At 68.3% G+C, this 19,180-nt stretch carries 16 protein-coding genes and 3 tRNA genes; all 19 read right to left on the bottom strand.

The window, feature by feature from the left end:
• Positions 1–37 precede the first annotated feature (37 nt).
• Positions 38–3,469 carry a DNA-directed RNA polymerase subunit beta gene (gene rpoB, locus LADH09A_RS13455; RefSeq protein ID WP_238645348.1) on the bottom strand — a complete coding sequence of 1,144 codons (3,432 nt, stop codon included), beginning with the start codon at positions 3,467–3,469 and terminating at the stop codon, positions 38–40.
• A gap of 570 nt (positions 3,470–4,039) precedes the next feature.
• Complete coding sequence (gene rplL / locus LADH09A_RS13450; RefSeq protein WP_238645347.1) at positions 4,040–4,426, bottom strand: 50S ribosomal protein L7/L12; 387 nt, start codon at positions 4,424–4,426, stop codon at positions 4,040–4,042.
• A gap of 55 nt (positions 4,427–4,481) precedes the next feature.
• Positions 4,482–5,027, bottom strand: a complete 546-nt coding sequence (gene rplJ / locus LADH09A_RS13445) for a 50S ribosomal protein L10 (RefSeq protein ID WP_238645346.1) — start codon at positions 5,025–5,027, stop codon at positions 4,482–4,484.
• Between the two features lie 340 nt (positions 5,028–5,367).
• Positions 5,368–6,057: a hypothetical protein gene (locus LADH09A_RS13440; RefSeq protein ID WP_238645345.1), complete on the bottom strand. Its 690-nt coding sequence runs from the start codon at positions 6,055–6,057 to the stop codon at positions 5,368–5,370.
• Positions 6,054–6,920, bottom strand: a complete 867-nt coding sequence (locus LADH09A_RS13435; protein WP_238645344.1) for an ABC transporter ATP-binding protein — start codon at positions 6,918–6,920, stop codon at positions 6,054–6,056. The genes LADH09A_RS13440 and LADH09A_RS13435 overlap by 4 nt, the downstream gene beginning before the upstream one ends.
• An 80-nt stretch (positions 6,921–7,000) precedes the next feature.
• Positions 7,001–7,717, bottom strand: coding sequence for a 50S ribosomal protein L1 (gene rplA / locus LADH09A_RS13430; protein WP_238645343.1), 717 nt, complete (start codon positions 7,715–7,717; stop codon positions 7,001–7,003).
• A 79-nt stretch (positions 7,718–7,796) separates the two neighbouring features.
• The gene (gene rplK, locus LADH09A_RS13425) at positions 7,797–8,228 is read right to left on the bottom strand and encodes a 50S ribosomal protein L11 (RefSeq protein ID WP_110563109.1); all 432 of its coding nucleotides are present in this window, start codon (positions 8,226–8,228) and stop codon (positions 7,797–7,799) included.
• Positions 8,229–8,414: 186 nt separating this feature from the next.
• Positions 8,415–9,137, bottom strand: coding sequence for a transcription termination/antitermination protein NusG (gene nusG / locus LADH09A_RS13420; protein WP_179781037.1), 723 nt, complete (start codon positions 9,135–9,137; stop codon positions 8,415–8,417).
• A gap of 39 nt (positions 9,138–9,176) precedes the next feature.
• Positions 9,177–9,566: a preprotein translocase subunit SecE gene (gene secE / locus LADH09A_RS13415; protein WP_030329860.1), complete on the bottom strand. Its 390-nt coding sequence runs from the start codon at positions 9,564–9,566 to the stop codon at positions 9,177–9,179.
• A 212-nt stretch (positions 9,567–9,778) separates the two neighbouring features.
• Positions 9,779–9,851 (bottom strand) — tRNA-Trp (locus LADH09A_RS13410).
• 129 nt (positions 9,852–9,980) lie between these two features.
• The gene (locus LADH09A_RS13405; protein ID WP_238645342.1) at positions 9,981–10,373 is read right to left on the bottom strand and encodes a MaoC family dehydratase; all 393 of its coding nucleotides are present in this window, start codon (positions 10,371–10,373) and stop codon (positions 9,981–9,983) included.
• A 1-nt stretch (position 10,374) separates the two neighbouring features.
• On the bottom strand, positions 10,375–10,821 hold the full coding sequence (locus LADH09A_RS13400; protein WP_238645341.1) for a MaoC family dehydratase N-terminal domain-containing protein: 447 nt from the start codon (positions 10,819–10,821) through the stop codon (positions 10,375–10,377).
• Positions 10,822–10,946: 125 nt separating this feature from the next.
• Positions 10,947–11,114 (bottom strand): 50S ribosomal protein L33, encoded by a 168-nt coding sequence (gene rpmG, locus LADH09A_RS13395; RefSeq protein ID WP_007073056.1) that lies wholly within the window; start codon positions 11,112–11,114, stop codon positions 10,947–10,949.
• Between the two features lie 134 nt (positions 11,115–11,248).
• A tRNA-Met gene (locus tag LADH09A_RS13390) sits at positions 11,249–11,321 on the bottom strand.
• Between the two features lie 24 nt (positions 11,322–11,345).
• Positions 11,346–11,418, bottom strand: a tRNA-Thr gene (locus LADH09A_RS13385).
• A 93-nt stretch (positions 11,419–11,511) separates the two neighbouring features.
• The gene (locus tag LADH09A_RS13380; protein ID WP_238645339.1) at positions 11,512–14,040 is read right to left on the bottom strand and encodes a putative bifunctional diguanylate cyclase/phosphodiesterase; all 2,529 of its coding nucleotides are present in this window, start codon (positions 14,038–14,040) and stop codon (positions 11,512–11,514) included.
• Positions 14,041–14,073: 33 nt separating this feature from the next.
• Positions 14,074–14,232, bottom strand: coding sequence for a hypothetical protein (locus LADH09A_RS13375; RefSeq protein ID WP_167524762.1), 159 nt, complete (start codon positions 14,230–14,232; stop codon positions 14,074–14,076).
• A 1,357-nt stretch (positions 14,233–15,589) separates the two neighbouring features.
• A complete protein-coding gene (locus LADH09A_RS13370) occupies positions 15,590–15,955 on the bottom strand; it encodes a hypothetical protein (RefSeq protein ID WP_238645338.1) in 366 nt (121 codons plus the stop codon).
• A gap of 264 nt (positions 15,956–16,219) precedes the next feature.
• Complete coding sequence (locus tag LADH09A_RS13365) at positions 16,220–17,794, bottom strand: pentapeptide repeat-containing protein (RefSeq protein WP_238645336.1); 1,575 nt, start codon at positions 17,792–17,794, stop codon at positions 16,220–16,222.
• Between the last annotated feature and the right edge of the window lie 1,386 nt (positions 17,795–19,180).

Here is a 19,180-nt window from a genome sequence, read left to right as displayed (position 1 = left end):
GGTCGGGGGCCGGCGAACCGGCCCCCGACCGCTCACCTCAGACCTCTTCGACCGAGCTCGGCTCGCGCCGGGACAGGTCGATGCCCAGCTCCTCAGCGGCCCGGAACACCTCGTCGTCGGTCTCGCGCATTTCCAGGGCCACACCGTCGCTGGAGAGCACCTCGACGTTGAGGCACAGCGACTGCAGCTCCTTGAGCAGCACCTTGAACGACTCCGGGATGCCCGGCTCCGGGATGTTCTCGCCCTTGACGATGGCCTCGTAGACCTTCACTCGGCCGAGCACGTCGTCGGACTTGATCGTGAGCAGCTCCTGCAGGGCGTACGCGGCGCCGTACGCCTGCATCGCCCAGCACTCCATCTCACCGAAACGCTGACCACCGAACTGCGCCTTACCACCCAGCGGCTGCTGCGTGATCATCGAGTACGGGCCGGTCGAACGAGCGTGGATCTTGTCGTCGACCAGGTGGTTGAGCTTCAGGATGTAGACGTAACCGACCGCGATCGGGTCCGGCAGCGGCTCACCGGAACGACCGTCGAACAGCTGCGCCTTGCCGGTACGCCCGATCAGCTGCTTGCCGTCCCGGTTGGGCAGGGTCGACTCGAGCAGACCGGAGATCTCCTCCTCGCGGGCACCGTCGAAGACCGGGGTGGCCACGTTGGTGTCCCCCTCGGACTCGTGCGCGTCGATCGAGCGGAGCTGGCGCTTCCAGTCGGCGTCGTCACCCTCGACCTTCCAACCGGTCTTGGCGACCCAACCGAGGTGGGTCTCCAGAACCTGGCCGATGTTCATCCGGCTCGGCACACCGAGCGGGTTGAGCACGATGTCGACCGGGGTGCCGTCCTCGAGGAACGGCATGTCCTCGATCGGGAGGATCTTCGAGATGACGCCCTTGTTGCCGTGCCGGCCGGCGAGCTTGTCGCCGTCCTGGATCTTGCGCTTCTGGGCGACGTAGACCCGGACCAGCTCGTTGACACCCGGCGGCAGCTCGTCGCCGTCCTCGCGGGAGAACGTGCGCACACCGATGACCGTGCCGGTCTCGCCGTGCGGCACCTTCAGCGAGGTGTCCCGAACCTCACGCGCCTTCTCACCGAAGATCGCGCGGAGCAGCCGCTCCTCCGGGGTCAGCTCGGTCTCACCCTTGGGCGTGACCTTGCCGACCAGGATGTCACCGGGGACGACCTCGGCACCGATCCGGATGATGCCGCGCTCGTCGAGGTCAGCGAGCATTTCCTCGCTGACGTTCGGGATGTCGCGGGTGATCTCCTCCGGGCCGAGCTTGGTGTCCCGAGCGTCGACCTCGTGCTCCTCGATGTGGATCGAGGTGAGCACGTCCTGCTGCACGAGGCGCTGCGACAGGATGATCGCGTCCTCGTAGTTGTGGCCCTCCCAGCACATGAACGCCACCAGCAGGTTGCGTCCGAGTGCCATCTCGCCCTCGTCGGTGCACGGACCGTCGGCGATGACCTGACCGGCCTCGACGCGGTCGCCCTCGAAGACGACCGGCTTCTGGTTGACGCAGGAGCCGGCGTTGGAGCGGCGGAACTTGTGCAGCAGGTACGTCCGGCGGTGGCCGTCATCCTGGTGGATGGTGACGTAGTCGGCGCAGAGATCCTCGATCACACCGCCGACCTCGGCGACCACCACGTCGCCAGCGTCGACCGCGGCCCGGTATTCCATGCCCGTGCCCACGAGCGGCGCCTCGGCCTTGACCAGCGGCACCGCCTGGCGCTGCATGTTCGCGCCCATCAGTGCCCGGTTGGCGTCGTCGTGCTCGAGGAACGGGATCATGGCGGTCGCGACCGAGGTCATCTGCCGGGGCGAGACGTCCATGTAGTCGACGGCACCGGGGACGACGTCCTCGGTCTCGCCACCCTTACGACGGCAGAGCACCCGGTCCTCGGCGAACGTGCCGTCAGCCTTCAGGCGCGCGTTGGCCTGGGCCTTGACGAACCGGTCCTCCTCGTCCGCGGTCAGGTAGTCGATCTGGTCGGTGACCCGACCCTCGACGACCTTCCGGTACGGCGTCTCGATGAAGCCGAACGGGTTGACCCGGGCGAAGGTGGACAGCGCGCCGATCAGGCCGATGTTCGGGCCTTCCGGCGTCTCGATCGGGCACATCCGGCCGTAGTGGGACGGGTGCACGTCGCGGACCTCGAAGCCGGCCCGCTCACGGGACAGACCACCAGGGCCGAGCGCGCTCAGCCGGCGCCGGTGGGTCAGGCCCGCCAGCGGGTTGGTCTGGTCCATGAACTGGGACAGCTGCGACGTACCGAAGAACTCCTTGATCGCCGCCACCACCGGGCGGATGTTGATCAGGGTCTGCGGCGTGATCGCCTCGACGTCCTGCGTGGTCATCCGCTCCCGGACGACCCGCTCCATGCGGGACAGGCCGACCCGAACCTGGTTCTGGATCAGCTCACCCACGGTGCGCAGGCGACGGTTGCCGAAGTGGTCGATGTCGTCGGCCTCGTAGCCGTCCTCACCGGCGTGCAGCCGGCACAGGTACTCCACGGTGGCGACGATGTCGTCCTCGGTGAGCGTGCCCGTGGTGATCGGCACGTTCACTTCGAGCTTCTTGTTGAACTTGTAGCGCCCGACCTTGGCGACGTCGTACCGCTTCGGGTTGAAGAAGAGGTTGTCGAGCAGGGTCTGGGCGTTCTCGCGCGTCGGCGGCTCGCCAGGGCGCAGCTTGCGGTAGATGTCGAGCAGAGCCTCGTCGGCGCCGGCGATGTGGTCCTTCTCGAGCGTGGTCATCATCAGCTCGGACCAGCCGAACTTCTCACGGATCCGCTCAGCCGACCATCCGACGGCCTTGAGCAGGACCGTGACGGCCTGCCGACGCTTCCGGTCGATACGTACGCCGACCGTGTCGCGCTTGTCGATGTCAAACTCCAGCCAGGCACCCCGACTCGGGATGACCTTGACGCTGGAGAGGTCGCGGTCGGAGGTCTTGTCCGGCTGCTTGTCGAAATACACGCCCGGGGACCGGACGAGCTGGCTGACCACGACGCGCTCGGTGCCGTTGATGACGAAGGTGCCCTTGGGCGTCATCATCGGGAAGTCACCCATGAACACCGTCTGGCTCTTGATCTCGCCAGTGGTGTTGTTGGTGAACTCCGCGGTCACGAAGAGCGGAGCGCAGTAGGTCAGGTCCTTCTCCTTGCACTCCTCGATCGAGGCCTTGACCTCGTCGAAGCGCGGCGCCGAGAAGGAAAGTGACATGGTGCCGGAGAAGTCCTCAATGGGACTGATCTCTTCAAGGATCTCCGCGAGACCCGAGCGTGCGTGCGGGTCGTCCGCCGACCGGCCCTGCCAAGCCTCGTTGCCGACGAGCCAGTCGAAGGACTCGTTCTGGATGGCAAGGAGGTTGGGGACCTCGAGGTGTTCGGTGATCCTGCCGAATGAAACTCGGCGGGGAGCGAATGCGCTCGACGTACGACTGGTCTTCGCAGGGCGGGAAGCTGCCAAGATGCGTCCTTCCGAGGACCGGTGCTGCAGAACGGCTGGTACGCGTGCACTCCAATGACCCCACCAGAAATATCCGTAAACGGACATTTCCGAGCAGGGGTCAAGTCGGAAGGCAGCGCAAACTAGCAGTGTAGCCGAGAGGCTAACCGCTGTCCAGCCCACCCCGCAGGTCGTTTGCGGAACGTGCCTCGGCCCCCGTCAACCGGGGTCTGCCGGGCCGCTCAGAACGCAACGTCCCCACTGGGCCGCTCGGGTCGAAGCGGCCGATGGTGCCGCCGCTGTCATACCCACGTCGTGGCCGTCGCAAGCGCGGTGTCTTGCTGGTGTCAGCGTGCCTGGCAGCCCGGGGCCGCGTCAAGGGCCGGTATCCGGGTCGCCGCTTCTTTCCTCCTGGCGGGCGACCCTCCGCGCTCGTTCGGGTCGCCCGTGCCGGTGGTCCGAGCCCAGCTCAGGAGCGGTCGGCACCGGATCCACCAACACGGCGGGCGGCGATCCGTGTCGGATCACCGCCCGCCGCGACGCGATCGTGTCCCGGCTCACGAGCCGGGATACGCGCTGGTGGAACTCAGGTCACTTGAGGGTGACCTTGGCGCCTTCGCCCTCGAGCTTGGCCTTCGCCTTGTCGGCGGTCTCCTTGTTGACCTTCTCCAGGATGGCCTTCGGCGCGGACTCGACCGCGTCCTTGGCCTCCTTGAGGCCCAGGCCGGTCAGCTCACGCACGACCTTGATGACCTGGATCTTCTTGCCGCCGTCAGCCTCGAGGATGACGTCGAACTCGTCCTTCTCCTCCTCGACCGGAGCAGCAGTGCCGCCGCCCCCGCCCGGGCCCGCGATGGCGACCGGAGCCGCGGCGGTGACCTCGAAGGTCTCCTCGAACTGCTTCACGAACTCAGAGAGCTCGATCAGCGTCATCTCCTTGAACGCGTCGAGCAGCTCGTCGGTGCTGAGCTTCGCCATATCTGGCGTCCTTTCCTGATTCTGTTAAGTAAGAACTGGTGCGCCGTGGGAGCCATCAGGCCGCCTCGGCGCCCTCCTTCTCGCGCTTGTCCTGCAGAGCTGCCGCCAGGCGGGCGGTCTTCGACAGCGGGGCCTGGAACAGGGCCGCGGCCTTGCTCAGGTTGCCCTTCATCGCGCCGGCCAGCTTGGCCAGCAGCACCTCGCGGGACTCCAGGTCGGCAAGCTTCGTGACCTCGGCCGCGGAAATGGCCTTGCCCTCGAAGACACCGCCCTTGATGACGAGCTTCGGGTTGGCCTTCGCGAAGTCGCGAAGCCCCTTCGCCGCCTCGACGACGTCGCCCGAAACGAAAGTCAGCGCGGTAGGACCGGTGAACAGCTCGTCGAGGCCGGTGATGCCCGCGTCCGTCGCTGCACGCTTCGCGAGCGTGTTCTTCGCGACCGTGTAGCTGGTCTCGGCGCCGAGCGAGCGCCGAAGCTGGGTGAGCTGGGAAACCGTCAGACCGCGGTACTCGGTCAGCACGGTGGCGCCCGAACTGCGGAAGCTCTCGGTCAGCTCAGCAACGGCCGTGGCCTTGTCGGCCCGGATCGGCTTGTCCGCCATGTCCCTCCTCTCTCGTTACTCGAGGCTGGTCCCCGTCACGGCCGAAACCGAGAACGGGGGCGGAGGCAGCACGACAACGAAAAAGCCCCGGCGCAGGGCGCACGGGGCGAGGGCCGGTAGATCATCACGGTCGGCGGACCATGAACACTGCCGAGTTACGCTTGCCGCCCTACGCGGGTCGCCCGTCGTCGCGGGACCTTCGACCGTGCCGAAGCACGGTGACCAGCGGTCTTTGGGTGGTTCCTCAACCGTGAGAACACGGATGACGGTTGAAGAGTACGCGCCCCGGCCACCAGCACCAAATCGCGGCCGGTGAGCCGCGCCACCGGCAGCCGCAGGGTCAGCCCTGGGCCCGCCGCCGCCACAGATAGCCGCCGACCACCGCGGCGCTCCAGGCCAGCGCCCACCCGCTCAGCCCCAACAGGGTGAGCGCGGCCGCGTCGCCGCCGGTGGTGCGGGCGGCGGCCATGATCGGCGGGGCCAGCCAGGGGGCCACCGACCCACTCAGGCCGAGCACCACCGCCCCGACCCCGCCGAGGGTCAGCACCGCGACGCCGTACCCGGCACCGCCCACCGACGCCCGGCTGGCCAGCGCGCCGAGGGCAACCGCAGCGGGTACGGCGAGCAGGTGCGCCCACACTCCCAGCGCGAGCCCGACCGGGATCGACCGGTCCCCCGGGTCGACCGGGCCGGTGACCCCGCCGACGAGCCACGGAAAGAGCAGCGCCACGGCCACCGTCACCAGGGCCGCCACACCGGCCGCGAGGAGCCCGGCCAGCCGCTCCCGGGCAACCCCGACCGCCACCTGCGCCAGCCGGCGCTGCACGTCCGGCTCCACGTCCAGAAGGATCTTGGTCTGCCAGGCGATCACCGGGAAGAGGACCACGGCCGAGACGCCGTACGCCTCCGCCGGCTGGGCGCGGCCCCCTCCGTAGAGGGTGCCGAGAACGACCAGGCCGGCGAGCAACGGGGCCAGTGCACGCCCGGTCCGCAGGAAACCGGCCAACCGCATCCGCACCAGGGCGTTCACCGGGCCTCCCCCGCTGCCGGCTCGATCACCGGGTCGGCGCCCTGGTCGGCCCCGGACTGCGCACGCGTCGGCTCAGCGGCCGCCGGTCGGACCTGCGGTGCGGCGGGTCGCGCCCGCGCGGTGGCGGTGGAGGCGTCGGCGCGTACCCCCAGCACCTGGTGGCCCTCGGCGCGCAACCGGGCGACGGTGCCGGCGACCCGCGCGGCCGGCACCGCGACCTCGACCACCGCGAACGTCTCGTCCGCCGACGACGTCTCCTCGGTCAGCGAGCCGTCGGCCACCAGCCAGCGGCGCGCGGCCGGCAGCCGGACCGTCTCCCCGCGGTGGTCGCTCACCAGGACGGCGCCGTCGGCGGCGAGCACCTCGGCGATCAGCTCGGGCACCAGCTCGCGGGTGGCGGCGTCCAGCCCCTCCCACGGCTCGTCGAGGACCAGCAGGCCCGGCGGGCGCAGCATCGCCTGGGCGAGACCCACCTTCTGGGCGGTGCCCTTGGACAGCTCCGGCAGGCGCACCGAGCGGAAGGCGGACAACCCGAGCCGGTCCGTCCAGGTGGTCACCGCCTCGTCGGCCGCTGCGCCGCCCAACCCCGCCATCCGGGCCATCCCGGTCAGGTAGCGGGCCACGGTGAACGGCTGGTCGGCCGGGAAACGCTCCGGCACCCAGCCCACCCGCGTCGGCCGGCCGGTGACCCGGCCCCGGCCCGGCCGGAGCACCCCCGCGGCCACCTGGAGCACTGTCGACTTGCCCGCCCCGTTGCGGCCCAGCACGACCGCCACCTCACCCGGACCGAGGTGCACGTTGATGCCTCGCAGCACCCACGGCCCTCGCCGGTGGTACCGCAACCAGACGTCCTCCAGCCGCATGGGCCGAGCCTGCCACATCGCAGACGCGCCGGGGCGCCGCCACAGTCGTGGCGGCGCCCCGGCGGAGCGGAACTGTCGGCTCAGGCCTCGGCCTGGTCCTCCCGGAGGTTCTTCACCAGGTTCGGGTCGACCGGGACGCCCGGGCCCATCGTGGTGGTCAGGATGACCTTGCGGAGGTACTTGCCCTTGGCGGCGGACGGCTTGGCGCGCAGCACCTCGTCGAGCACCGCGGCGTAGTTGTCCACCAGCTGGGTCTCCGTGAAGGAGGCCTTGCCGATGATCAGGTGCAGGTTGGAGTGCTTGTCCACCCGGAAGGTGATCTTGCCGCCCTTGATGTCCTGCACCGCCTTGGTGACGTCCATGGTCACCGTGCCGGTCTTCGGGTTCGGCATGAGACCGCGCGGGCCCAGGATCCGCGCGATCCGGCCGATCTTGGCCATCTGGTCCGGCGTGGCGATCGCCGCGTCGAAGTCCAGCCAACCACCCTGGATCCGGGCGACCAGCTCGTCGGTGCCCACCTCGTCGGCACCCGCGGCGGCGGCCTCTTCGGCCTTCGCGCCGCTGGCGAACACGATCACGCGGGCGGTCTTACCGGTGCCGTGCGGCAGGTTGACCACGCCGCGGACCATCTGGTCCGCCTTGCGGGGGTCGACGCCGAGGCGCATGGCGACCTCGACCGTGGCGTCGAACTTGACGTTGGTGGTCTCCTTGGCCAGCTTCACGGCCTCGGTGGGGGTGTAGAGCTTCGACCGGTCGATGACATCGGCGGCCTTGCGGTAGCTCTTGCTGCGCTGCATTGCTGATTACTCCTGTGGTCTCTGGCGGGCCGCTCGGCGCGAGCCCTCCCACGGTTTGGGTCGAAGGCCGGGGCCGACGTCAGTCGTTGACGGTGATGCCCATCGACCGGGCGGTGCCGGCGATGATCTTCTCGGCCTGGGCCAGGTCGTTGGCGTTGAGGTCGGCCATCTTCTTCTCGGCGATCTCACGCAGCTGGGCGCGGCTGACCGAGCCGACCTTCTCGGCCTGCGGAACACCCGAGCCCTTCTGCACACCGGCGGCCTTGATCAGCAGCCGGGCAGCGGGCGGGGTCTTCAGCACGAAGGTGAAGGACCGGTCCTCGTAGACGCTGATCTCGGCGGGGACGATGTCGCCCCGCTGGGACTCGGTCTGCGAGTTGTAGGACTTGCAGAACTCCATGATGTTGACGCCGTGCTGGCCGAGCGCGGGGCCGACCGGCGGCGCCGGCGTGGCCTGGCCCGCCGGCAGCTGAAGCGTGAACGTCTTGACGAGCTTCTTCTTCGGAGGCATGTCACTTCCTGGGGCTTGGAGCTGGGAAAATGCGGCTGTCGCCGCCCTCGGAGCGCGCACGGTCAGCGCGGTGCGACAGCGGCGACATTCAAGAGTAGCGCAGGCCGCAGCCCACTCGTCCGCCGAGGTCGAGCGGGAGGGCTAACGCGACGTCGGCGGCGGGCCGGGCCCGCCGCCGACGACCAGTCAGATCTTGGCGACCTGGTTGAAGTTGAGCTCCACCGGGGTCTCGCGACCGAAGATCGACACCAGCACCTTGAGCTTCTGCTGGTCGGCGTTGATCTCGCTGATGGTGGCCGGCAGCGATGCGAACGCGCCGTCGGTGACGGTGACGGAGTCGCCCACCTCGAAGTCGAGGACCTTGATCTCCGGCTTCGACTTCTTCTGCTCGGTCTCGACGGCCGGCGCCAGCCACTTCAGCACCTCGTCGAGGGAGAGCGGGGCGGGCCGGTCGGCCCGGTCGGTCGCGCCGACGAAGCCGGTCACGCCCGGGGTGTTACGGACACAGGAGTACGACTCGGCGGTCAGCTCCATCCGGACCAGGATGTAGCCCGGGAAGACCTTCGCCTGGATCTGGGAACGCTTACCGTTCTTGACCTCGACCTCTTCCCGGGTCGGCACCTCGACCTGGTAGATGAAGTCCTCCATGTCGAGGCTCGTGATCCGGGTCTCGAGGTTGGTCTTGACCTTGTTCTCGTAGCCGGCGTAGGAGTGCACCACGTACCAGTCACCCGGTGCGTAGCGCAGCTTCTGCCGCAGCTCGGCGACTGCGTCGTACTCCTCGTCCGGTGCGGGCTCGGTCGTTGGGAACTCCGGCTCGCTGGCGGCCTCAACCGACTCGTCACCAGCCGCCGTCGCGACCGTGGACTGCTCGTCCACCGGTCCGGCGGTCTCGTCGTACTCAGGCACGCTCGCTCACTTCCGTCACTATCGGCTGAAGGCAGCCGGTCAGTCCGAGTTGCCAAAGACAAACAGCACGACCTTGGCGAAGCCGAAGTCCAGCACGCCGACGATCGTCAGCATCACCGCGACGAACGCCACCACCACGGCGGTATAGGTCAGCAACTCCTTGCGGGTCGGCCAGATGACCTTACGCAGTTCGGCTACGACCTCGCGGAAGAAACGGGCGATGCGGCCGAACACGCCCACCCGACCCGTTTCCGACCGGGTGGTCGGCCGACTGTCCGCCGACTCCGCCCGGGCACGGGACCGCGTGGCGGTGCCTCCCCGGGAAACCGGCTCGTCCGCGCCGGAGGCGTCGTCGTCGGCCACGTCGTCGACGATCTCGTCGTCAAGACGATCGTCGCCGTCGTCGTCGCGCCGCTTGTTGTCGGCCACTTCGCCCTCCGTCGCGGAATCTGGGGTCGCACGCCGAGCGGCGTACGCGGCGCTGGTCACGCCGGCCGAACCCAACCGTCCCGCGACGGGCCGCGGCCGGTGGATCACCCGGAGGGCCCGATTGCCTCGGACCACCCCGCCGATGCCACCACCACGGGCCGGACGCCGCCATGCTGGCGGCGCGACCCACGGGAACGGTCAGGCCTGAGGCGCAGGGGTGACAGGACTTGAACCTGCAGCCTGCGGTTTTGGAGACCGCTGCTCTGCCAATTGAGCTACACCCCTATGCGGCAACACTCGCCCCACGCGGTCACAGACGACCGAGCAGGGGTCACTTGCCCCACGGCGGACCAGTGTACGGGTAGCCACCCGACTTTCCCAACCGGTCTCCCCGCCACGCGTGGCGGGGAGCGGTCAGCGGGTCGAACGGATGGTCGCCCGGGCCTGTGAGAGCACCTTCTCGCCCCCGCAGACCGCGGTCACATCGATTCGGGTCAGGCCGTCCTCGGTCACCTCACGGACCCGCGCGGTGACCTCGATCTCGGTCCCCTGGTCGTCGTCGGGGACGACCACGGGCCGGGTGAAACGGACCCCGTACTCGACCACCGCGTCCGGTGCCCCGGCCCACTCGGTGATCGCCCGGCCGACCAACGCCATGGTGAACATGCCGTGGGCGATCACCCCGGGCAGACCGACCTTGGTCGCGACCCGGTCACTCCAGTGGATCGGGTTGAAGTCGCCCGAGGCACCGGCATAGCGGACCAGGTCCGCGCGGGTCACCCGGAACGTCTGTGCTGGCAGCTCCATCTCAGGCCTCCCCGCGTACGACGTACTTGGCCCAGACGGAGACGACCGGATCCCCGCCGACGGTGCTCACGTCGGTGCGGGTGGTCAGGAAGCCGTGCCCGCCCCGGGTGCTGACATCCTCGATGGTGTTCGTGCAGACCAGCTCGTCGCCGGCGACGACCGGCCGGGTGTACGCGAACCGCTGGTCGCCGTGCACCACGCGGCTGTAGTCCACGCCCAGGGCCGGGTCCTCGATGATCTGGCTGCTCGCGGCCATCGTGATGATCACCGGAAAGGTCGGCGGGGCCACCACGTCGGAGTGGCCCAGCGCCCGAGCGGCCTCCGGGTCGTGGTGAGCCGGGTCGGTGGCGCCGATGGCACCGGCGAACTCACGGATCTTTTCTCGGCCCACCTGGTAGGGGGCGGTCGGCGGATAGGTCCGGCCGACGAAGGAAGGGTCCAGAGACATGCCGCGAACCTACACGGAAAGCACAATCGCCGATCTGGTCGGCAGGCGGCGGCGGAGCCGCGCCAGACCGGTCAGATCGGCGATTGAAAAGCTTCGACAGCGGCCGGCGCGAGGCCGGCCACAGGTCAGCGGGTCTCGCGGTGGACCGTGTGCCGACCGTCGCGCGGGCAGAACTTCTTCAGCTCGATGCGGTCGGGGTCGTTGCGCCGGTTCTTGCGCGTGATGTAGTTGCGCTCCTTGCACTCCACACACGCCAAAGTGATCTTCGGCCGGACATCGGTAGCCTTCGCCACGGCGGAGTGCCTTCCTCGCTAACGGAAACAACTACGACGCGCCAGCCTAGACGCTGACAGCGCGGACATGCAAAGTGGGCGCCAGAAGCGCCCATTTTCTTACGACCACCGGCAACGAGCCCGGAAGACGAGAGTAGCGGTGGCCGGACTTGAACCGGCGACACAGCGATTATGAGCCGCTTGCTCTACCATCTGAGCTACACCGCTGCGATGGGTCCAGCTGAACCCTCGAGCCCCCTTACGGAATCGAACCGTAGACCTTCTCCTTACCATGGAGACGCTCTGCCGACTGAGCTAAGGGGGCCTGCGCGATCTCCCCGTGGGGCGCGCAGGAGTAAGAGTACACGGCCCGGCTCGACAGGTGAAATCGGATCCCCGGTGATCGTCCGGGCCCTGCTCAGGGCACGACACGCAGGCGCGGAAGCTCCCCGTTGGCGACCGTCTCCGGCTCGACCTGGGCACCGAACCAGGCGGCCAACCGCTCGTACGGCAGCGGCCTGCTGAACAGGAAGCCCTGCCCGATCTCACAGCCGATGTCCTGGAGAAGCTCCAGGGTCAACTCGCTCTCCACGCCCTCGGCGACCACCGCCAGGCCGAACTGCTGCGAGAGGGTCACCACGGCGTTGACGATCGCGAGGTCCCCCGGGTCGGTCGCCATGCCCTGCACGAAGGACCGGTCCACCTTCACCTCGTGCACCGGCAGCCGACGCAGGTGCGCCAGGGACGAGTCACCGGTGCCGAAGTCGTCCACCGACAACCGCACACCGAGGTCGCGCAGCCGCCGCAGCGTCGGGATGGGCCGGTCCGTGCCGTCCAGCACGCCCGCCTCGGTGATCTCCAGGGTGAGCCGCTGTGCCGGCACCCCGTACTCGGTCAGCAGCTCCTGGACCCGATCCGGGAAGTGCTGGTCGGTGAGCGTACGGGCGGCGAGGTTGACCGCGATGGGCAGCGGCTGATCGGCCAGCGCCCAGTCCCGGCTGCGGCGCAGCCCTTCGCGGAGCACCACCTCCGTGAGGCGGCTCAACTGGCCGGTGTGCTCGGCCACCGCCACGAAGTCCTCGGGAGCGACAGTGCCGTGCGTCGGGTGCTCCCACCGCGCCAGGCACTCGACACCCACCAGGCGCCGGTCCCCCAGAGTCACCTTCGGCTGGAAGTAGACCTCCAGCTCGTCGTCGTCCAGTGCTCGGCGCAGATCGCCGGCCAGACCAAGCCGGCGCAGCGATCGGGACTCCAGCGCGGGGTTGAACAGCTGCACACTGCCCGGCACCGACTTGGCCGCCGTTGCCGCCAGGTCGACCCGCAGCAGCAGGGTCGCCGCATCGCTGCCGTGATCGGGGTGTACGGCAACCCCGACAGCGGTGTTGACGTCCAGGGTGAGCGCGTCGAAGACCATCTCGTCGCGGATCTGGTCGCGTAGTTGCGCGGCCAACTCGAGTGCCGCCTCCGCGCTCTCCAACCGCAGCGTCACCAGGAACTCGTCCCCACCCGCCCGGCCGACAAGGGCCGACGAGGGCGCGCTGGCCCGCAATCGGCTCGCGACCTCGGTGAGGACCTTGTCCCCGGCCGCGTGACCGAGAGACTCGTTGACCTGGCGCAGCCCGTCGACATCGAAGAGCAGCAGTGCCACGACCTCGCCGGGAAGGCGGATCTTGACCGACTCGTCCAGCGCACCGATGATCCGCCGCCGATTGGGCAGCCCCGTCAACGTGTCGTGATACGCGTCGTGCCGCAACCGGTCGACCAGCCGCGAGTTCTCCAACGCAACGGCGACGTGGGCGGCCACGGTTTCGAAGACCGGGATGTCAGCGGCCGTGAAATGGCCGACGTCACTGAGCCGGTTGACCACTTCGAGGGTGCCGATCACCGCCTGGCCGGACCGCAGTGGGACCACGATGACGTCTTTGACCTGGTGCTTGCCGAGCGCCCTACGGACGTCATCGTCATCGTCGAAGGCTCGTCCGGCGGCCAGTGTGCGGCCGGACTGCCGGACGCGTTCGCGGACGATGGAGGGAGTTAGAGCGACATCGAGCAGGCCACGGTCATCGAGGCGGGCACTCAGCAGGACCTCGGGGTGGCGTCCCTGGGCCGGCAGCCAGAGCGTGGCGTACTCGGCCTGCATCAGCGCGCGGACCCGGTCCAGCAGCGCGTCGACCAGGCCGCCCTCCTGACCACTCTCGCTGATCGCCCGGGTCAGCTCGTACATGCTGCCGAGCGTGCGGTGCTGGCGGAGGAACTGAGCGTACGAGCGATAGACCAGAACGACCGCGATCGCCAACACCGCGATCAGGAGCACGGACCACACGTTGGATTCGATCGCCATCAGGATCACCAGCCCGATGACGGCATTGATTGCGCAGATCACCTGCGGGGCAGGGGCGTTACGGATCAACTCCCACCCTGCCTGCCACCCGTGCAGCAGGGTGATGACAGCGCTGATCGCCGCCAACGAGATCAAGCTGTTGACACTGACCACGGCGAAGAGGACGGCCCACGTCTTCGGGCCCACGCCCTCGACGGGAGGAAGCGCCAGGAGGACAACGCCCGCGGCCGAGGCGGCTCCGGCCGTTCTGGCGAGATTGAACCAGACCTTCGGAGCGCTGAGGCGCCGACGAAGCTGGCCGACCAGCGCAGCCATGACGGCGATCAGGACGACCGTCAACGGCGGCAGGTAGAAGAAGGCAAGGACCAGCGGGATCTCGGTGACGATGACTTCGAGCGCCTGCCGACGTACGACAACTTGCAGCACCTGGGTGCTGGTCGCCACCATCACACCGAAGATGGCCACCGCTCCGAAGAGGTTGCCCGGAGGCGGCGGCCCAGCCAACGCGAGGACGAACGAGCAGACGATGGCCAGCACAGCCAAAGGTCCAGTGATCAGCCAGGCCTGCTCATTGGATCTACGGGCTGAGGGCGTGCCAGCCTTCATTCCGCTCCCTCGCTGGGTGTTGCGGAACCGGGCCTATCGGGCGACGGTGGCGCCCTTGTCGAGGACCGGCGCGCCCCACGAGTAGTCGAACAGCTGAAGATCACTGGCTTGACCAGAGAAGGCGCCCGCGAACGCGACCACGGCCGCGAACGCGAGGGCGGCGCGAAGGCGGCGCGGCGACCGTCCAAACATCAGCGTGCTCCTGTCGGGGGGTCAGAACAAGAATCAGTGCCCCTGATCGTGCCACAGTCGAAACGACCCGCAAAGCCCACGTACGGCCGATCGGCATGGCCGACCGGGCAAGCCGGCCGGTTGAGGTGACCGCTTGGTAATAAGTGGCAGACGGAGCGTCTACGGAACGCGATCCCGGACCACCCATCAGCACATAGTGCGGCTTCCAGCTAAGGCGGCGATTCGGAACTTTGCCCTTGCTGACCCAGAGGCGACAAATCGCGCTATTCCCTGGCTCATCGGACCCGGGGTAGCGCCGACCGGAGGTGCTCGGGGTGAGCTTTCGGCTGACGTCGTGCGCCCAGTGCATCGAGGACGCCCAGGTGCAGCTCACTCTCCACGTACCACCGAAGGCTGAGAGTAGCGGGAAACTTCCGGGGGGTGGGGTCGAACACGCGGGAGGATGTTTGTCGATGCGGTGATCAGGGAACTGGCCCCGGCGCGGGCGCTCTCCGAGCACAGACCTACCGGTGATGCCGGCAGCCGAGCGCACCAGCTCCGGTGGCACCGGAGATCCAAGACGTCGACCCCTTGCGACCGGTCCGGCCGACGCCAGCGTCGCAGCCTCGCCGTCCCCGGGACACGCGCCTGCGGTGTCGTCAGTGGCCGACATCGGTGTCGCCCTGGCACAGGCCGTCGCACAGACGGCCAGCCCGTTCCCATTCCCGGCCGGCGGCCTTCCGCAACAATCAGGCGGGTCGCGCATTTCCGCGTACGGCATTCGCAGGCGGAATGTTTTCGCCGCGGACGCCGACCGGGATTCACCACTTAGTGCCGGGCGGTAGACCCGTACCGACGAATTAACTGGAGCATCCGACGAGCGGCACCGGTATTAGTGGCTATTGCGGCTCACTGACCAGCAGGTTCTTGCTTGGACCGGCTGCGGTTCAGGCTTTCCGTAGCGGCCGGAACGCGGCTCGAATCTCGGCCGAGAAGAGGTCCTGCTCCTCCCAGGCCGCGAAGTGGCCGCCACTGTCAGCCTCGTCGAAGTACGCGACTCCGGGGTAGACCGCCTCGACCCGACTGCGCGGGGCAGCCCAGATCTCGCCCGGGAAGGTGGTGAAGACGACCGGGACCGGGACGTCTCACCTACCGCATCGACTCGGCCGGCGCCGGAGCGCTGGCGCCGCTGGCACTCGCCCAGCCTGGCAACGGCCCAGCGACCGCCCGGCCGAGACAGGGATCGCGGATCACCCTGCGCAACGACTACCGGTGGTATTGGCGCCAAGGTGCAGGGTTTGGTCCAGCCGGGGCGGAAAGCCACCGGATACCGCCGGGCAGCCGCCCCACGCCGAGGTGGGGGCAGTCGATCCGCCGGCTACCGTCGTGCAGCGTCTTCCCTGTCCTGACTGACCGCGAGGCAGGCGACGAGGCGGGAGCCGTCAGGTGTGAGGAAGAGTTGGTAGAACCACGTTGTCCCGGCGCCGCCAACCTGACCGATCAGCAATTCTCCCAGTCTTTCGGCCGAGACCAGCCGATCCACCGCCTGAACGAACCCGAGCGTCCGAATGCCGCGCGTACGGGTGTGACGCTCTCGACGCCGGTAGGTGGTGAGCAGGGCCTCAACCGGTACGGCCCCGTCGAAGACCTCGAAGTCGTAGCCCGCTTGCAGAGCGTCACGACATGACTCGTAGACGTCACCGTCCTCCGCGCAGAGAAGGGCGATCAGGGTGTCTCGCTCCACCGGGCCATCCTGCCGGTCCGTCGACGTTTCCGTCCACGTGAGGGGCCGGTTTGCCCGAGTCCAAGGAATCCATGCTCGGCCACTCGACGTCGACCGGCAGATGCAAGACCGATCTGCCCACACCCAGTCGCCTCCGGCTGGGCTCAGCCAGACTCGGCCAGATCAACGACAACGGCCCCCGATCAGCATCTCTGCTGGTCAGGGGCCGTGTCTGCACCTGGTGGCGGGTAGAGGATTCGAACCTCTGAAGCTTTCGCGACGGATTTACAGGGCGTCAGAGATCTTGGCCGAGTCAGCGGCGTTGACCTGCTGTTTCTCTGCGTCGACCGCCGCGCTCGCATCCCAGTGCCCACCATCCGCCCACGCTCGCGCCTTCGGCGGCAGTAGAAGTCCCTCTGGAGGCGACCCGCCAGGCCAAGCGTCGAACTCAGGTGGCACTTCGATGAGCGCCTTGTCAAGCCGCACCTGCCCCCCACTAAACGACGCCCCGTCGAAGTACACCCGCCCACCATCGAACGACGCCACGCCAAAGTTCACCCACCCGGCAGTGAACGACGCCACGCCGAAGCTCACCCACCCGGCACTGAACGAGGCTCCAACGAAGTTCACGCGCCCACCACTGAACGACGCCCCACCAAAGTTCACCCGGCCACCACTGAACGACGCCCCACCAAATGACACATCCCCGCCGCTGAACGACGCCCCACCAAAGTTCCCCCCGCCACCACTGAACGACGCCCCACCAAATGACACATCGCCGCCACTGAACGAGGCTTCACTAAAGGACACATCCCCGCCAGTGAAAGACGCCCGGCGAAAGTTCACTAGCCCGCCACTGAACGAAGCCCCATCGAAGGCCACATATCCGGCACTGAACGACGCCCCGGCAAAGGACACCCGACCACCACTGAACGACGTCCTGCGAAAGTTCACCTTCCCACCGTTGAACGACGCCTCATCGAAGGACACCCGCCCACCACTGAACGTCGCGTCCGAGAAGTCACCACCGTCGAAAACTGCACCGGTGAAATCGAAGTCGAGGCCGCGCCATGATGTCAGATCCTCATCGACTAGGCGTAGATGCCTACCGATCAGTCGGATGACGGTATGACGCACCTCCCGCTCCTCGTGAGCGGCCCGGTTCGTCTCCGCGTCCACGATCGGCGCTTGGCCATCAGCTTGCCGTGCCGAAGCTCCGCTGGGAGTCTCCGGCGACGTGTAGGGCATACGGAGGTAGGCGCAGAGGACGTCAATGCAGGTCTGTCGCCCCTCCCGCCAGTCATCTGCAAGACCGGCCGTGGCGTACACCCCAGCCAGTCGAATGGCCGCCTTGTCCGAACCAATCTGCTCGGACGCCTTGGCGAAGCGTTCGTTGAACAGGCGGACACCGTTACGTTCTGTCTCCACCTTGGCCCGTTCGTCTGCGGCCTCAGCGAGAGCTTTGGCAACCTCGGCGCGCAGGTCAGCTGCGAATGCCAGTTGGTGAGCGAACTCGGCCAGCTCGTTCGTGTGCTCTGCGACTCGCTGCCGACGATATGCGACCACCAGAGCCGCGACGCCACCAACGCCCGCCACAACGGCAAAAACGAGCTTCAGGAGGTCGAAGAGAGTAGCCGTCGTGACGGTTGCATCCCGCCGAATACCAGGCCAACCCGCGTACCACGACGCTGCGACGATCAAGGCGACGACCACCGTCAACGCGGCTGCGACAGCCAGAGTTATTGACCGGCGGATGCCCCAGAGCCGCAACGCCGGCACCGGGCTTTCGTTGGTCGTGATCGAACGGACCTCGACGTGAACATCAGGCCGGGGTGATGCTGGCGATACAGGCAACTCCACTCCTCAACATCTAGCGCATCTCGTCCACTCGACCGCTCATCCGAGGGCGTCGCCGATCTTGTCGTTCATGGTCTCGTCGCCGCCGTCGATGCAGTTGGCGTAGACGCGGAGCAGGACGGCGACGCCGTGGCCCAGGCGCCGGGCGACCTCGGTCGGCGGGACGCCGGCATTCAGCCAGAGCGAGGCCGCCGCGTGCCGCAGGTCGTAGGGCCGGCGGACGAGCGGCGAGGCGACCTGCGATTCGGTCAGGGCCTTTTCGCGGGCGAGCTTCCACCACCGGTCGTAGACCGACTCCGACAGCGGCCCACCGTGCAGACCCCGGAAGAACCGGCCGTCCGGACCGACTCCGTGATTCTCGACATGCGCGCACAGCAGCTCGACGAGCCGGGCGGGATCGGGACCGTCCGAGTCTCAGCCCTCCCCGGTGCTTGAGTCCGCGTCGCTCGTGGGAGCCGCCGTCATCGGTCCAGTGCGATCCGGCACGCGGCGAGGTGCCGGGGAGCACCAGGCGGCCCCAGCGATATTCGATCTTCTCGTGGTCGCAGGACCGGGAAGGCTTCACCGCCGCCAGGTCGTCGAAGTCGGCCCCGCAGTCGGCGCACCGGCCGGCAAGGTCGCAGTCCTCCCGCCGTAGGTCCGCGGCTTCCGAGGGACGCATGCCCGCGTAGTAGAGGCAGCCGAAGAAGGCCGTGACCTTGTCGGCGCGTTTGCCGAGAGATTTCACCGCCTCCAGCAGCGTGGCGACCTGGGCCGGGTTCGCCACCACCCGCCGGTCGATCGATTGCGCGACCTCGGGAGCAGTCCACTGAACCCGGTCGACCGGGTTGGAGGCGATCAGCTCCAGCTCGACGGCGTACCCGAGCACGTTGTGGAAGGTGGCTCGCTTCCGCTGGACGGTGGAGGCCGCCGCCGGCTTGCCGTCGAGGCGTACGCACAGGCTGTCGAGGACCCGGGCGGACCATCGCCGGTGAATCGAGTTCGACTACCGGGAGGGACGCGGTTTCCAGCCAGGCGAGCGCCGCCGCGTGGTCGGCGGGGATCTCATCGGACCAGCGGCGGGGGTTGAGGCCGTAGAGGTACAGCGCCTCACGGAGCAGGGCGTCAGTCGGTCGGCCCCGCTTCGCCGGCCGGGTCAGGGTCACCGTGATCGAGGTCAGCGCTTCGACGATCGAGCGCCGGGTCTTGGCCGCTGCCCGGGGCCACTTCATCTCGACGTACGCCCGGCTGTGCGCGTACCAGGTGGTGGGGTTCTTGGTTCTGGCCTCGGAGACCGGGCGGCCGGTGGCCGGGTCGAAGGGCTCCCCCGCGTTGGCCGCCTGGACCAGCTCGGCGCGGAACGAGTGCGCCAGGGCTTTGGTACGGAACATGTCCTCGAAGCGTTGGCCG

The organism is Micromonospora cabrerizensis (assembly GCF_022230955.1).
GTDB classification, from domain to species: domain Bacteria; phylum Actinomycetota; class Actinomycetes; order Mycobacteriales; family Micromonosporaceae; genus Micromonospora; species Micromonospora cabrerizensis.
This window is presented reverse-complemented; position numbering and strand designations above follow the sequence as displayed.

What these genes read in the sequence shown, in the direction of transcription:
- rplL (WP_238645347.1), bottom strand. Translation starts at nt 4,426, where the DNA reads ATGGCGAAGCTCAGCACCGACGAGCTGCTCGACGCGTTCAAGGAGATG.
- rplJ (WP_238645346.1), bottom strand. Translation starts at nt 5,027, where the DNA reads ATGGCGGACAAGCCGATCCGGGCCGACAAGGCCACGGCCGTTGCTGAG.
- LADH09A_RS13435 (WP_238645344.1), bottom strand. Translation starts at nt 6,920, where the DNA reads ATGCGGCTGGAGGACGTCTGGTTGCGGTACCACCGGCGAGGGCCGTGG.
- rplA (WP_238645343.1), bottom strand. Translation starts at nt 7,717, where the DNA reads ATGCAGCGCAGCAAGAGCTACCGCAAGGCCGCCGATGTCATCGACCGG.
- rplK (WP_110563109.1), bottom strand. Translation starts at nt 8,228, where the DNA reads ATGCCTCCGAAGAAGAAGCTCGTCAAGACGTTCACGCTTCAGCTGCCG.
- LADH09A_RS13405 (WP_238645342.1), bottom strand. Translation starts at nt 10,373, where the DNA reads ATGGAGCTGCCAGCACAGACGTTCCGGGTGACCCGCGCGGACCTGGTC.
- LADH09A_RS13400 (WP_238645341.1), bottom strand. Translation starts at nt 10,821, where the DNA reads ATGTCTCTGGACCCTTCCTTCGTCGGCCGGACCTATCCGCCGACCGCC.
- LADH09A_RS13380 (WP_238645339.1), bottom strand. Translation starts at nt 14,040, where the DNA reads ATGAAGGCTGGCACGCCCTCAGCCCGTAGATCCAATGAGCAGGCCTGG.
- LADH09A_RS13375 (WP_167524762.1), bottom strand. Translation starts at nt 14,232, where the DNA reads ATGTTTGGACGGTCGCCGCGCCGCCTTCGCGCCGCCCTCGCGTTCGCG.